General features: G+C 41.1%; 12 protein-coding genes. 4 read left to right on the plus strand and 8 right to left on the minus strand.

The genetic code is table 11. The features are described from left to right. Positions 1-298: 298 nt before the first annotated feature. From purL to ACMUMJ_RS06970, 6 genes are all read right to left on the minus strand, one after another. Positions 299-4198 (minus strand): phosphoribosylformylglycinamidine synthase, encoded by a 3900-nt coding sequence (gene purL / locus ACMUMJ_RS06945; protein WP_414678083.1) that lies wholly within the window; start codon positions 4196-4198, stop codon positions 299-301. Between the two features lie 130 nt (positions 4199-4328). Then, positions 4329-4805: a tRNA adenosine(34) deaminase TadA gene (gene tadA / locus ACMUMJ_RS06950; protein ID WP_414678084.1), complete on the minus strand. Its 477-nt coding sequence runs from the start codon at positions 4803-4805 to the stop codon at positions 4329-4331. 41 nt (positions 4806-4846) lie between these two features. Further along, the gene (locus ACMUMJ_RS06955) at positions 4847-5062 is read right to left on the minus strand and encodes a cold-shock protein (protein ID WP_414678085.1); all 216 of its coding nucleotides are present in this window, start codon (positions 5060-5062) and stop codon (positions 4847-4849) included. A 77-nt stretch (positions 5063-5139) separates the two neighbouring features. Further along, a complete protein-coding gene (locus tag ACMUMJ_RS06960; RefSeq protein ID WP_414678086.1) occupies positions 5140-7923 on the minus strand; it encodes a valine--tRNA ligase in 2784 nt (927 codons plus the stop codon). A 201-nt stretch (positions 7924-8124) separates the two neighbouring features. Then, positions 8125-8505: a hypothetical protein gene (locus ACMUMJ_RS06965; protein ID WP_414678087.1), complete on the minus strand. Its 381-nt coding sequence runs from the start codon at positions 8503-8505 to the stop codon at positions 8125-8127. A 287-nt stretch (positions 8506-8792) separates the two neighbouring features. Further along, the gene (locus tag ACMUMJ_RS06970) at positions 8793-10256 is read right to left on the minus strand and encodes a leucyl aminopeptidase (RefSeq protein WP_414678088.1); all 1464 of its coding nucleotides are present in this window, start codon (positions 10254-10256) and stop codon (positions 8793-8795) included. Positions 10257-10380: 124 nt separating this feature from the next. On the opposite strand from ACMUMJ_RS06970, the gene lptF reads away from it, so the two are divergent. Then, positions 10381-11478 carry an LPS export ABC transporter permease LptF gene (gene lptF / locus ACMUMJ_RS06975; protein ID WP_414678089.1) on the plus strand — a complete coding sequence of 366 codons (1098 nt, stop codon included), beginning with the start codon at positions 10381-10383 and terminating at the stop codon, positions 11476-11478. After that, positions 11475-12536 carry an LPS export ABC transporter permease LptG gene (gene lptG, locus ACMUMJ_RS06980; RefSeq protein WP_414678091.1) on the plus strand — a complete coding sequence of 354 codons (1062 nt, stop codon included), beginning with the start codon at positions 11475-11477 and terminating at the stop codon, positions 12534-12536. Before lptF ends, lptG begins: the two co-directional genes overlap by 4 nt. Before the next feature lie 8 nt (positions 12537-12544). On the opposite strand, the gene ACMUMJ_RS06985 is transcribed toward lptG, so the two are convergent. Together ACMUMJ_RS06985 and ACMUMJ_RS06990 are read right to left on the minus strand one after the other, a co-directional pair. Then, on the minus strand, positions 12545-12976 hold the full coding sequence (locus ACMUMJ_RS06985; protein WP_414678092.1) for an RDD family protein: 432 nt from the start codon (positions 12974-12976) through the stop codon (positions 12545-12547). A 59-nt stretch (positions 12977-13035) separates the two neighbouring features. Continuing rightward, complete coding sequence (locus ACMUMJ_RS06990; protein ID WP_414678093.1) at positions 13036-14205, minus strand: aminotransferase class I/II-fold pyridoxal phosphate-dependent enzyme; 1170 nt, start codon at positions 14203-14205, stop codon at positions 13036-13038. 174 nt (positions 14206-14379) lie between these two features. Here ACMUMJ_RS06990 and dksA point away from each other — a divergent pair, with 174 nt between their 5' ends. Further along, positions 14380-14814 (plus strand): RNA polymerase-binding protein DksA, encoded by a 435-nt coding sequence (gene dksA, locus ACMUMJ_RS06995; RefSeq protein ID WP_414678094.1) that lies wholly within the window; start codon positions 14380-14382, stop codon positions 14812-14814. Between the two features lie 35 nt (positions 14815-14849). Then, positions 14850-15737, plus strand: coding sequence for a tRNA glutamyl-Q(34) synthetase GluQRS (gene gluQRS, locus ACMUMJ_RS07000; protein WP_414678095.1), 888 nt, complete (start codon positions 14850-14852; stop codon positions 15735-15737). Positions 15738-15773 lie beyond the last annotated feature (36 nt).

Genomic DNA, 15773 nt, shown 5'->3' on the forward strand with positions numbered 1-15773 from the left:
TTGATAAATCAAACAAACAAGAACGAATTGAAAGTGTTATAGACTCTCGTAAGACTTCAAAATGTTTTCGAAGTCTCCAGCGAGCGCCCACACAAATTATCTGATTAACTATTTTAAAGAGCGATGAGAGTTTTTCTTTACCATCTTGCGATGGTGAACTGCTTCTCAGTGGGGCGTATAATACCCTTTCCGTTTTTTTTGGCAAGTAGTTTTTTACTCTTTTTTAAAAAAAAGTAAAAATTAAAAAAAAACCTGTATACAGAGTAAAATGTATACAAGGTTTGTTATCTTTTCCTTATTAGCCTAACCACTTACGTGCATTTTGGAACAAACGCAACCAAGGCGCTTGCTCAGACCATTCAGTCGGATGCCAGCTATGCTGAACCGTTCGATATACTCGCTCAGGGTGCGGCATCATAATGGTAACTCGACCATCTTCAGATGTAAGTCCAGTAACACCATTTGCAGAACCATTTGGATTAAAAGGGTATTGCTCTGTCGCTTGACCGTAGTTGTTTACATATTTCAATGACACTTGAGCATTAGCAACCAAAGCATCGTAATCTTCGGTATTTCTATATTCTGTTTGCCCTTCACCATGCGCAACAACAATCGGCATACAAGAACCTTCCATTCCTTTAAATAGAATAGAATTTGATTCTTGCACTTCGACTTGAACCAAGCGTGATTCAAATTGAGCTGATTCATTACGAACAAATTTAGGCCAATGTTCTGTACCTGGAATAAGTTCACGTAGCGTTGAAAGCATTTGACAACCATTACACACACCTAACGCAAAGGTGTCGGGTCTTTGGAAGAACGATGAAAACTCTTCTCGTGCTACTTTGTTAAAGAGAATTGATTTAGCCCAACCCTCACCAGCACCTAGAACATCACCATAAGAGAAACCACCGCAAGCAACCAAGCCTTGATACTCTTTAAGGCTCACGCGTCCAGTTAAAATATCACTCATGTGAATATCATAGGATGCAAAACCCGCTTTATGGAAAGCGGCTGCCATTTCAACATGGCCATTTACTCCCTGCTCTCTTAATACTGCAATTTTAGGCCGTTTAACACTTTCACCTACCAATGTCGTTATGTCTTCATTGATATCAAATGTTAGGCGACTGTGTAACCCAGGATCTTTATTATCAAGAAGTGAATCAAACTCTTGCTGAGCACATTCAGGATTATCACGCAATGATTGAACACGATAACTGGTTTCAGACCACGTTCGTTGCCAATTTACTCGACTCTCCTCTAACACAACATTATCTTGATACTTAATACGAATTTGATCATCTGAGCTCAACGTCGCGACAACACAGGCTTGCACACTAACACCAGTTAGATGAGATAAAACGCTTTCTAAATCACTATTACGAACTTGAATCACAGCCCCAAGCTCTTCATTAAACAGCGAGGCCGTTATTTCGTTTGCACTAGAGACTAATTCCGAAAGGTCCACATCCAAACCAAGATGACTGGCAAATGACATTTCTACCAATGTAGCAAACAAACCACCATCAGAACGATCATGATAAGCCAACACCTTACCTTCGCCATTCAATTGCTGAATCGAGTCAAAAAAGGCAGCCAGTACCTTAGGATTATCAACATCAGGAACAATAGAGCCGATTTGGTTATGAACTTGGGCAAGCGCAGAACCACCTAAGCGGTTTTTACCTTCACCTAAGTCAAGCAGCACTAAACTGGTATCAACATCATTTTTTAATTCAGGCGTTAAGGTTTTACGAACATCGACAACAGGAGCAAATGCAGTAATAACCAAAGAGAGTGGAGAGGTAACACTCTTCTTCTCAGATTGCTCTTCCCATACCGTTTTCATCGACATGGAATCTTTACCTACTGGGATAGCGATATCCAATGCAGGACATAACTCCATGCCAACCGCTTTAACCGTTTCATACAGTTTTTCATCCTCACCTGGATGACCGGCCGCCGCCATCCAGTTTGCAGAAAGCTTAATTGCTCTACGTCCTGTCACCAAGGATGCAGCAAGGTTAGTTAACGATTCGCCAACGGCCATACGACCTGAAGCAGGTGCATCCAAAATTGCCAATGGAGTACGCTCCCCCATGGACATGGATTCACCCGTATAACTGTCTAAAGAAGACGTCGTTACAGCAACGTCTGCAACAGGAACCTGCCATGGACCAACCATCTGATCACGCGCAATCATGCCTGTAATTGAACGGTCACCAATGGTGATCAAGAAATTCTTACTTGCAACCGTAGGTAAAGACAATACGCGTTTTGCAGCATCAGATAAATCAATCTGAGAGCCATCAAATTGATCACCTTTAATTGTGTCCTTAGTTGCCTGTCTGTGCATCTTAGGTGGTTTGCCAAACAAAATAGACATCGGTAAATCAACAGGCTGATTAGAAAAAATTGTGTCATCAACAGACAAATGCATCTCTTCTGTTGCCTCACCAACAACAGTAAAAGGACAACGCTCTCTTTCACACAATTTGGTGAATTCAGCCAAACGCGATGGAGGAACAGCAAGCACATAACGTTCTTGTGATTCATTACACCAGATTTCTAATGGCGACATGCCTTTTTCATCAATAAGAACACTACGTAAATCAAACTTACCGCCACGTTCACCATCTTTTACTAACTCAGGTAACGCATTTGATAAACCACCTGCACCCACATCATGAATAAAACTAATTGGGTTATTTTCTTCTAGCTGCCAGCAGCGATCAATCACTTCCTGACAACGTCGCTCCATCTCTGGGTTACCACGCTGTACGGAAGCAAAATCCAAATCTTCATTACCATCAGATGATGACATAGAGGAAGCGGCACTTCCGCCAAGCCCGATCAACATCGCTGGTCCACCTAGGACAATCAACTTAGCGCTAACAGGAATCACACCTTTTTCTACATGATCTCTACGGATATTCCCTAACCCACCAGCAAGCATGATCGGCTTATGGTACCCACGAACCTCATCACCATCAGTTCCTGCGATTGTTTCTTCATATGTACGGAAATAGCCAAGAATATTTGGACGGCCAAATTCATTATTAAAAGCAGCTCCGCCAATGGGACCTTCAATCATAATGTCTAAAGGCGACACAATTCGGTTTGGCTTGCCATATTGACTTTCCCAAGGCTGCTCAAAACCCGGTATTTTCAAATCAGATACTGTGTAACCAGTTAGCCCTGCCTTTGGCTTAGAACCAACACCTGTTGCACCTTCATCACGGATTTCACCACCAGAGCCCGTTGCAGCACCAGAAAATGGCGCAATTGCCGTCGGATGGTTATGCGTCTCAACTTTCATAAGAATGTCTATTGGCTGAGTATTGAAACCATATTCTTTCGAGTCAGCATTAGGATAGAAGCGCCCTGCTGTATGCCCTTCCATCACGGCAGCATTATCTTTGTAAGCAGAAAGCGTACCATCTGGATTATATTCATGAGTGTTCTTAATCATTTTGAATAAAGAACGCTCTTGATCAACACCGTCAATCGTCCAACTTGCATTAAAAATCTTATGTCGGCAATGCTCTGAGTTCGCTTGTGCAAACATCATTAATTCAACGTCATTAGGGTTTCGGCCTAATTGAACAAATGCCTCCACCAAATAATCAATCTCATCATCCGCTAAAGCAAGACCGAGTGTAACATTCGCTGATGCAAGAGCTTCACGTCCACCTCTTATTATATCAATTTGCGTCATTGGTGCAGGTTGTGACTGATGAAAGATTTGAGTAACTTGCTCTAACGACCCCAAAACACTTTCAGTCATTCGATCGTGGCAGACATCAATCAATTGCAACAAATCGCTTTCAGATAATGATGAATCACTATGAACAAAATACTGTATGCCGCGTTCAACACGCAGCACTTGCGTCAAACCACAATTATGTAGGATGTCAGTTGCTTTAGAAGACCAAGGAGAAATGGTTCCTAATCGAGGAATAACCAAAAAGCGAGCGCCTGACTCCTTCACTTCAGAAGTTTTAGCTCCGTATGTTAAAGCTCGGTCAAGAACATTCTCTTCTTCTTTGGACAAGTGATGGCCATCTTCAAGCGTTGCAAAATGTATAAACTGAGCATCAATATCCGTCACTGCTGGAACAATGTGCTGCATTGCTGACAAGATTTTTGCTTTTTGAAATGCGGAAAGGGCGGAAGAACCATGCAAAGTTAGCATGCTGTGTATTGCCTCGCTATGGGTAGTTTTTGGGGAATTTGCTGTATTTTAAAACAAGGCACTTAAAGGAGGCTAGCAAAGAGTCGAGTTTATTGTAGATTAAATCAAAAAAGGGCAACAATTGCCTGTTTCACCTCATTTTCTTGATCTTCTTTTTTTGATCTCGCCTATATTGAAAAAAATGACTCAGCTTTTGAGACGCTTTATCCGCTAAAACACCACCAACGACAGAGACCTTATGATTTAAAAACGGCTCAGAAAAGAATTCATGCTGGCTACAAACGGCCCCACTTTTAGGCTCGACAGCACCATAAATAACTTGCTCAATACGAGCATGAATAATAGCGCCCGCACACATTGAGCAAGGTTCTAAAGTAACGTATAACTGGCAACCCGAAAGTCGATAATTGCCAATATTCTCACATGCTGAGCGAATCGCTTGGATTTCAGCATGCGCCGTGGGGTCACACAAAGAAATCGGAGCGTTATATCCTTGACCAATAATTTCATTGTTTAATACAACAATAGCCCCTACTGGAATTTCACTCTTCAGCTCAGCTTGATCTGCCAACTCAAGTGCTTTTTCCATCCAATATTCATGATCCAATGCTAATTGCCTTTTTTAAATTCAGTATAAAATAAGTTCGCTTAGACAGTGCCAACTAAGGCAACATCTGCGGCTTGCAAACCAAACTCTGTCTCTACGATTTGAAAAGTAACATCTTGTCCTTTTTTTAACGTTTTATGCCCATCAAATAAGATCGATTTATAATGTACAAAAACCTCTCCTTTATCCTCTAACATAATAAACCCTATTCCTTTTGTATTATTAAACCATTTCACTTTTCCCAATTGCTTATTCATTGCTGGCTTCCTCTTTTTTTATTTTTAGCCTAAACAAAAACGGGAGCCTAGGCTCCCGTTTCATAACAACCCTGCTTCTATAATGATTCAATCGTCGTTTTTTGTTGCTGCAATTTACTGACAGCAAGTTCTAAATCCTCCGCTTTGGCTTTCTCTTTCGCTACAACCGCTTCAGGGGCTTTGGCGACAAAACTTTCATTATTTAGCTTACCAAGAATTCGTTGTAAATCTTTCTCTGATTTATCAATTTCTTTTTGTAAACGAGCTAATTCAGCATTTTTATCAATCAAGCCAGCCATTGGAACCAATACTTCCATATCACCAACTAAAGCCGTCGCCGACATAGGCGCTTCATCTTCACCCGACAACCAAGTAACGGATTCTAATTTTGCCAATTTTTGCAAGAAGGTAAGGTTTGCATCAAGACGACGCTTATCTTCAGATAAACCATTACGCATTAATACCGTTAATGGTTTCGATGGTGCAATATTCATTTCACCACGTATATTCCGAATACCTTCAATAACACCTTTAACCCATTCAATATCTGACTCTGCTTGCTCATTCAAACGCGTCATATCTGCTTGAGGGTAATTAGCAAGCATAATTGTATCGCCTTCAATTGCTGCCAGTGGTGCAATTTTCTGCCAGATTTCTTCTGTAATAAATGGCATCATTGGATGCGCCAATCTCAAGAAGACTTCCAACACTCTAACCAAAGTACGACGCGTCCCCATAAGTTGCTCAGGCGTAGCGCTTTCATCCCATAACACAGGTTTAGACAATTCTAAATACCAATCGCAGTATTCATGCCACATAAACTCGTAGAGTGCTTGAGAAGCCAAGTCATATCGATGCGTTTCAAAAGCATGATTAACCGCTTCTTCCGTACGCTGAAGTCGTGAAATGATCCATTGATCTGCCAGTGACAGAGTCACCTCTTCATTATTTTGACCGCAGTTTTGATCTTCCGTATTCATCAATACATAACGGGTCGCATTCCAAATTTTATTACAGAAGTTACGATAGCCTTCAAGACGATTCAAATCAAATTTGATGTCTCGACCGCCAGATGCCAAAGAACACAACGTAAAGCGCAACGCGTCCGTACCATATGCTTGAATACCATCTGGGTACGCCTCTCTTGTTGCCTTCTCGACTTTTTTGGACAAGGCGGGTTGCATCATTCCTGATGTGCGTTTTGCCACAAGTTCTTCAAGTGAAATACCAGATATTAAATCTAGGGGATCAATGACGTTCCCTTTTGATTTAGACATCTTCTGCCCTTTCTCATCACGAATCAAGCCAGTGATATAGACTGTTTTGAAAGGCACCTTTTTAGTGAACTTCAGCGTCATCATAATCATTCTGGCAACCCAGAAGAAAATAATATCAAATCCCGTAACCAATACATCAGACTCACTGAATTTTAAGAAGTCTTGTGTTTCTTCAGGCCAACCTTGAGTCGCAAACGTCCATAATGCCGAAGAGAACCACGTGTCCAATACATCGTTATCTTGGTTTAACTCAAGCCCTGCTGGTAATGAATATTTAGCTCGAACGTCTTCTTCACTATTACCCACATAGAACTTACCTTCAGAATCATACCAAGCTGGTATACGGTGCCCCCACCATAACTGACGAGAAATACACCAATCCTGCAAATCACGCATCCAAGAGAAATAAGTATTTTCCCATTGTTTAGGAACAAATTGAATGTCCCCATTTTCAACCGCATCAATGGCTGGTTGCACTAAAGATTCAACACCAACATACCACTGATTCGTTAAGTAAGGTTCAATTACCACTCCAGAACGGTCACCACGAGGAACCTTTAATTTGTGATCATCTATTTTTTCCAAAAAACCAAGTGCATCAAAATCAGCAACAACGACTTTACGAGCCTCAAAACGATCTAATCCACGATATTTTTCAGGAGCAGCGTCATTAATGGCCGCATCATCGTTGAAAACATTAATCAAAGGAAGATTATGACGCTTACCCACTTCATTATCATTAAAGTCGTGAGCTGGAGTAATCTTTACACATCCTGTACCAAATTCTTTATCTACATAACTATCAGCAATGACAGGGATACGGCGGTCAACTAATGGGAGCAACACTTCTTTGCCCACTAGATCAGCATAACGCTCATCATCAGGGGCCACCGCTACGGCAGAATCACCCAACATTGTTTCTGGACGGGTAGTCGCAACAACAATGTAGTCTTTGCCATCCGCTGTTTTTGCGCCGTCCGCTAGTGGATAACGGAAATGCCACATAAAGCCGTTTTCTTCTTCGGACAATACTTCCAAGTCAGAAATCGCTGTGTGTAATTTTGGGTCCCAATTGACCAATCGTTGCCCACGATAAATAATGCCTTCATCGTACAAACGTACAAACACTTCTTGTACGGCTTTAGACATACCTGGATCCATGGTAAAACGTTCTTTTTCCCATGCAACCGAGTCGCCTAACACACGCATCTGGCCAGAAATTGTGCCTCCAGACTCCGCTTTCCAATCCCATACTTTTTCAAGGAACTTCTCACGACCTAAATCGTGACGCTTAATCCCATCCGCTAACAATTGGCGCTCAACAACCATCTGCGTCGCAATGCCTGCATGGTCGCTGCCCGGCTGCCATAATGCTTGTTTGCCACCCATACGTTCACGACGAATCATAGCGTCCATTAACGTATGCTGGAAAGCATGCCCCATGTGCAAACTGCCCGTCACATTCGGTGGCGGAATCATGATAGAGAAAGGAGTGCCATTACCTTGAGGAGAGAAAGATCCAGACTCTTCCCATTTTTGGTAAATTGGTTGTTCAATTGTGTGTGGTTGGTAAGTTTTTTCCATTATGGTTTCTTAGACTTCTATAAATAATGAGAGGAGAAAAGAATAATTATGGAGGTTAGTATAACGCGACAAAGGGAGAGAAAAAAACAGCCAAGAGTAAGTAAACGCAGAAGACGAGATAAAACTAGATATTCATGACCATGAATATCTATAAATCGTTAAAAAGGCAGTACTAATTTAATCATACATCATTAAACTAATTCATCTCGCTTTTTCAGATGTAAGAGTTAATTCTTTAATTACTTCTTCAACAATAGTTGGCAATAAACGCTCTATCACAGTTTTTATAGCAGATTGTAACTGGGCGCTGTCCACTCCAGAAAAAGATGTAATTGGAGCTTGATCAACAGGCACTGTAGTTACCGAAACGCTGCTATCAAGAGGAGAAGTCGAGGTTACGCCCTTTGATTCACTTTCCATTTTTTTAGAAAAATACGTTTCTTGGTTGAGACTAAGTGAAACATGTTCACCCACGATATCCATCAAAATAGGAATATCATCTTGATTCCGTAGCGCTTCTATTAACACGTTTTCATCGGGTTCAGAGACCATGCGTTCATGCTCTTGTGACAAATCTGACATAACCATGCTTAACCATTAATTAAATTTTTCCGAGTTGTTCAATTAACTTTCTCATTCAAGAGATAAAAAGTCCACCCAAGATAACCCCTAAAAAAGTAAAACACCTTCCTTTGAATACACATTATTGAATTTTTTTCATATAAATCAAATAGATAAAAAAAACAGAAGAAATAAAAGCAATAATTAAACTCGATCACTCAAATTTAAAAAAGAGCAATGAACGACTGAAGCCAACCCTCACTTAGTCGTCCATTTATTAGATAAGCGTAATGAGAGCGACCTAACAATTACCCATTTGCTTTCAACAATAGATATTGAGTGAGTAATGCAACAGGACGACCGCTTGCGCCTTTCGCAGCGCCACCCGACCAAGCCGTTCCAGCAATGTCTAAATGAGCCCAAGGATAAGACTTAGTAAAACGAGACAAGAAACATGCAGCGGTTACAGAACCAGCTTCAGGGCCGCCGATGTTAGCAATATCGGCAAAATTACTGTCTAACTGCTGCTGATACTCTTCATCTAAAGGCATTTGCCAGATTTTATCAGCAGAGACCTTGCTTGCTTCATGTAAATCGGCCGCCACAGTATCGTTGTTTGAATACATCCCAGAGTTCACACTTCCAAGAGCAACGACACACGCACCAGTTAACGTCGCAACATCGACCACAGATTTAGGTTCGAAGCGTTCAATGTAAGTCAATGCATCACACAAAACCAGACGACCTTCAGCATCGGTATTTAAAATTTCTACCGTTTGACCAGACATGGTTCGAACCACATCACCCGGTTTGGTTGCACGTCCACTTGGCATGTTTTCAGCAGCGGCAATCACAGCAGTAACATTAAGTTTAGGTTTCAATTCACAAATCGACTTCATTGTGCCGAACACACTGGCAGCGCCACACATGTCGTATTTCATTTCATCCATTTTAGAACCGGGCTTCAATGAAATACCACCCGTATCAAATGTAATACCTTTACCTAGCAATACATGGGGCGCATCACCTTCTTCTCCGCCTTTGTATTCCATAACAATCAAGTAACTTGGTTGATCACTGCCTCGACCAACAGAGAGTAAGCACTGCATACCCAATTCATCCATGCGATTTTCATCTAACAAATCGACCGATAAGTTGTAATCGTCACCTAGTTGCTGAGCTTGAGAAGCCAAGTAACTTGGTGTACAAACATTCCCTGGCAGGTTACCAAGTTGACGCGCATAATGAGAGCCGTGTGCCGTTGCAACACCAAAACTTAAAGCAGATTCGTCACATCCTTCCAATAGAATCGTTTCAATCTCAGGCTTAACTTCAGGCTCTTTTTTAAAGCCAACAAATTCATAAAAGCCTTCATTTATCCATTGTGAAATCAAAGTTAACACATTTTCGGTAGAACGGTTTTTTATCGTTAGACCGCTGTTCGCAATCGCTACCGTTTTATACGGTAATTTTTTAATTTGAGCCGCAATTGCACCAGTGACTTTACGCGCTTGCGCATCAGACAATGCGCCGTCCTTGCCTATGCCAACCAATAGAATAGGCTGAGCAAAATCTTGTGTCGTTATAGGCAATAGAAGTGTTTCAGAAAGCTTACCAGCAAACACATTGGAGACTCTAAGTTGTTCAATACTGCCGTCTAGACGCTCATTTAACCAACTCGTTGAAACGGGTAATTCTGAATCACTCGGAACAAATGCCACAACCAAATCGGCTTGGACAGTAGATAAACGATCAAATAATGCCGTGTTCATTCACAAACCCTCAAATTATAATTTAAAAAACACTGGATAATCACCATACTAGCACGTGATAATGGGGACTTTATAGCGATTGTCAACTCCCTACGTATTCACACGTAACATAAACGAGGTACTCTTGATAATATTCAGATACTTGGCAAAAGAAGTTCTAGTATCAACAGCAGCGGTTTCACTTATATTACTGTTGATCATAATCAGTGGACGTTTTGTAAGTTACTTAGGCCGTGCCGCTGAAGGAAAAATGACGTTCGAATTTCTCTTCGTTATTTTAGGTTTCCATATCCCAAGCTTCATACAAATGATTCTGCCGCTGGCTTTCTTTTTATCCTTATTATTAGCGTATGGGCGCTTATACGTTGAAAATGAAATGTCGGTTCTATTTTCTTGCGGCATCAGTAAAATCAAACTAACAGGGTACACCTTGGGAATCGCTACTTTAGTAACAATATTGAATGCATTTGTTACATTTTGGGTTGCCCCTGCCAGTGAATATAAGATAGAGCAAGCCTCTCAACAACAGGATCAATTAACCGTTTTTGATTTTATTAAACCAGGGCGTTTCCAAGGCAGCGGTCAACAAACCACATACGTCACCAGCTTAACGCCTAACGAAGGCTGGATGAATGATGTTTTTATTTCAGATTCAGTACGCGTTGAAAACCAAGACGTTCCTGTGCAGACGCTCGCATCTTATGTAGAGCAAGTAACAATAAATTCCGAAGGCGAAGAGGGTGCAAATTACTTAGTCTTTAAAAATGGCACTCGCTACGAAGGCACCCCAGGAAAAAATAACTATAAAATCACCACATTTGACACCTATGCCGTTCGTTTAGAGGAACCTGAAAAGGAAGAAATTACCGACCTCGTCACCAGAACCACCAGCAGCATTTGGAACAGTGAAAATTTAGAAGAATACGTTGAAATGCAGTGGCGTCTTGCCATTGTTTTAATGATTCCTATTCTTGCAATTATTGGAACAGCCTTGAGTCACGTCAACCCAAGACAAGGACGTTTCTTTAAACTATTACCAGCCATTATTTTAGTTATTATCTATTTGGGCATACTTATTTGGGCTCGTACAGCCTTGAATAAAGGAGAGATCCCAAAAGAGTTCGGTCTTTGGTGGGTTCACAGTATTTTCCTCATTATTGCCATACTATTACTTATGAACTTCCTTGGTTTTACTTTAAAGAATAAGAGCCGCATTCAATGAATAAACTTGATCGTCATATTGGCTCCAGTGTTTTTTGGTCATTTTTGACTGTTATTCTTGTCTTACTTGGTATGGACTTCGTTTTAACCTTCATTGATCAAGTAAAAAAAGTAAATGATAGCTTCCCACTTGAATCTCTGCTTCAAGTTCTTGTCTTTCGTCTGCCGGGGAGGTTTACAGAGTACATCCCTATTGCTTCTCTCATCGGCACGTTAGCAGGTCTAGGTGCGTTGGCATCAAACTCTGAGCTTACCATAATGAGGGCTGCCGGCATCCCACTCTGGCGAATCGGTTATTCTGCCATTCAGCCTGTTTTATTAATTTCCGCTGTTGGCATGGCTATTACTGAATACGTTGCTCCAGAAGCCAGACAAAAAGCCGATTTAATTGAGAAATTACAAAACCAACAAAATAACCAATTTTCTTTAACTGGTGGTGTTTGGATACGCTCCGAGGATAAATTTGTTTATATTAATGCCGCAGACAAGAACGGTACATTATATGGGGTACAAATATTCACTCCGGATGGACACAAGCTCTCCAACATTCGCAAAGCAAATACTGCGACACATAAATCTGACAACCAATGGGAATTACAAACGACGAGCACAACCCACTTCTTGGAAAGCACCGTCGAAACGTATCAAGAGAATACCAGCACATGGGCCACTTCATTAAAGCCAGAACATCTATTTCTAGCCGCTCAGGAGCCTGAATCATTGTCTTTAAGTCAGTCACTACAGTATCAAACGTATCTCAAGCAACAAGGATTAGACAGCGGCACTTATCAGTTAGAATTTTGGGGTAAAGCACTCAGCCCTCTTGCCTCAATCGCCTTGGTCATTGTTGCCTTATCGACTGTCTTTGGACCTTTAAGGTCCTCCACCATGGGAGGACGAATTTTCTCTGGTGTAATGATTGGCCTAGTTTTTCAAAATGCTCTAAGCCTATTTGGTAGAATCAGTCTAACTGTCGGGTTTTCACCTTTAATTGGTGTTTTAATCCCTATTGCAATCTGCTTCTTATTTGGGCTAATTTTGATGAAAAGAGTAAATTAATATGGTTTTTATAGAGCTTCTTTTGCTTTTTTATGATCGATGTACACCAATTTGGTTTGACTTAACCTATCATGCCAAGAACGCCCTTCTTTATCGATGAGACACCATAAAAAACCCAGTCCAAACACACCCCAAGATATCATTGAAAGCAAAAAACGCATACTGGCTTGACGGAGCGTCACATGTTGACCACTTTCAGACACTAGCTTAATTTTCCAAACTTGCATACCTAATGTTTGTCCTGGGTAACACCAGAATTTCACAAAAAAAGACCACGCAACAAAAATCAGAAACCAAAACATCCAAGGCCCTTCTACTGCCGCACCATCATTTAATAACACCAACCCCCAGCCCAAGATAAAATACAAAGCCAAAAGCAAAAAACTGTCATATGCGGCAGCAACAAGACGCCGCCATAGTCCGACCCGAATCAAATCCATAGTTTTACCACTTATATAAAATAAACATCAGTATAATGCTTACATCTCATTTGTATCAATCAAGCATCCTTCCGCTTCATGTATTGCTCGATCCTCTTTAAAGCCTCTTCTAAGCGAGCTTCATTACATGTGTAGGCAAAACGTACGTATTTATGAGAATTATGAAATCCGAAATCATCCCCCGGCGTTAATGCAACTTTGTACTCATCCAATAACCCCAAACACCATTGCATCGCATTTCCAGTAATACCTGAAACATCAACAAACACATAAAATGCACCTTGAGCGGGTGCAACAACAGGCAAACCTAAACGATCCAGCTCCTTCAACAGAAATTGACGACGTTTATCTAACACTTGCCGTCTACTTTCACACCCAACAAGAACATCATCCTCTAGCGCTCTCACTGCGGCATATTGAGAGACCGTTGGAGCCGAAATAAAGAGATTCTGTGCTAATTTCGTTGCGCCTTCAATCGCCCATTCAGGCACCACGGCCCATCCTAATCGCCATCCAGTCATTGCGAATTTTTTAGAGAAACTGTTAATAACAAAAATATCATCCGATATGGATAAAGCTGTCATATCTTCACCTTCATAAACAAGACCTTGATAGATCTCATCCACCATCAGGTGACCTCCAAGCCGGCTGACTTTTGAAAAGGCCGTTTCAAGATAGGCTTGATCTAGCACGGCTCCCGTTGGATTAGAAGGTGATGCCAACCAAAGACCTGAAGTCTTATCATCCCAATATTCTGACAACTGCTCTAAATCAATAGCAAACTGCTGAGATGAATGCGTTTCAACTAATTTTGCTTGCGCTCCAACTTGGATCAGAAAGTGTCTATTACAAGGGTAACAAGGGTCTGGCATCAATACATTGTCATCAGAATTAACCAACAGAGATGAAAGTAAAAGCAAAGCCCCTGATGCTCCTGAGGTGACGATAATACGCTCTGGAGAAACATCAACCTGATACTGTTTTTTATAATACGCAGACAGCGTTTTTTTTAATTCTGGTAAACCTGTCGCCGAGGTATAACCCGTATGATGTTTTTGAATGGCTTCTATACCTGCATTGGCGACCGATGAATCAGTAACAAAATCTGGCTCTCCTACCTCTAAGTGAATGACATCTTCACCTGACGCTTGCAACATCTTCGCTTTATCCAAAATAGCCATGACATGAAATGGGGAAATGCTTTCAACTCGATGCGCTAATTTACTCATAATTTGTCTCATTTCCTTAGATAAACCGCTTTTTTCTCAAAGTATTAACAGAAAGTGTTAAAAAAAGTGGTTTCATGATCAATAATTTGATAAGTTTTCGGCCCTCAATATACCACCCTTAATTATTGTTTACAGATTTGTGTAAAAACAGCCTGTAAAGTGAGGCAAATGAATATGCCAAATACGAACCCTGAGTCATTAATGAAAGACTTCACACCTTACGAATCGAAGGCTGATGAAGAGTATATGAACGAAGCTCAGCGCGAGCATTTTAAAAATATTTTGCGTAATTGGAAGCAAAACTTAATGGAAGAAGTTGACCGTACCGTTCATCATCTCCAGGAAGAAGCGGTTAATTACGCAGACCCAAACGACAGAGCCAGTCAAGAAGAAGAGTTTAGTCTTGAATTGCGCACACGTGATCGTGAACGTAAATTAGTCAAAAAAATCAACAAAACAATTGAAAAAATTGATGAAGATGATTACGGTTTTTGCGATCATTGTGGCATTGAAATTGGTATTCGACGCTTAGAAGCTCGCCCAACGGCTACACTTTGCATTGACTGTAAAACGCTTGCAGAGATCAAAGAAAAACAAGTCGGACGTTAAGCTTAACGCTGACTTGATGAGTTGTTTGTACAGCTATGCATAGTCACTATGTAGGTCGGTTTGCACCCTCGCCAACTGGCCCTCTTCATTTTGGGTCTCTTGTTAGTGCACTTGCCAGCTATTTAGACGCCAAAGCCAATCACGGACAATGGCTGCTTAGAATAGAAGATGTTGATCAAACTCGCTGCAAGCCTCATTACATTCAAGAAATCATTAACTGCCTCTCTAGTTATAACCTTGAGAGCGACAGCCCTATCCTGCTTCAATCAGAACACACCACGCTATACCAAACCTACCTAGATCAATTAAAGGTACAAGGCCAGGTATTTCCTTGTAATTGCACTCGCCAAACGCTTCAGCTCACGCAAAATAAGCACATAGGGAATTGCAATGGCACCATCCAGTCCCCCCATTCATGGAGATTACGCATTCAAGCAGAAAACCTTCGTTACATTGATCCAATACAAGGGGATTTGACTTTCACCTTAAATCAACGAACAACATGCCCTATACTCAAACGTAAGGATCAACTTTTTTCCTATCAACTAGCGGTTGTCGTTGACGACCACAAACAAGGCATTACCCATATAGTGAGAGGCTCAGATCTTTTAGAAACCACAGATACTCAGCTCTATTTGTACAAATTGCTTGGCTGGACACCTCCATCTATCGCCCACATCCCCCTTATACTCGACCCTTACAAACAAAAAATCAGCAAACAAAATCACGCACAAGCCTTGCCACATGGAGAGCCTTTTGTTCTAAAAGCAGCATTATCTTATTTGGGAATACCAGAATGCAGTAGCAAGGACATTCTCACAATACTTGAACACGCGACCTTAGCTTGGTCTCTTGCTCCATTAAAAGGCAAAAAAACACTCGACATACAACCACAACATGCTTGCCTCGCTTTTCAAACGTAACGCTGTTAAACATGGCTTTATTCCCAGTTTCTACTT

Origin of the sequence: Marinomonas phycocola (assembly GCF_047525455.1) — a bacterium.
GTDB lineage: Bacteria > Pseudomonadota > Gammaproteobacteria > Pseudomonadales > Marinomonadaceae > Marinomonas.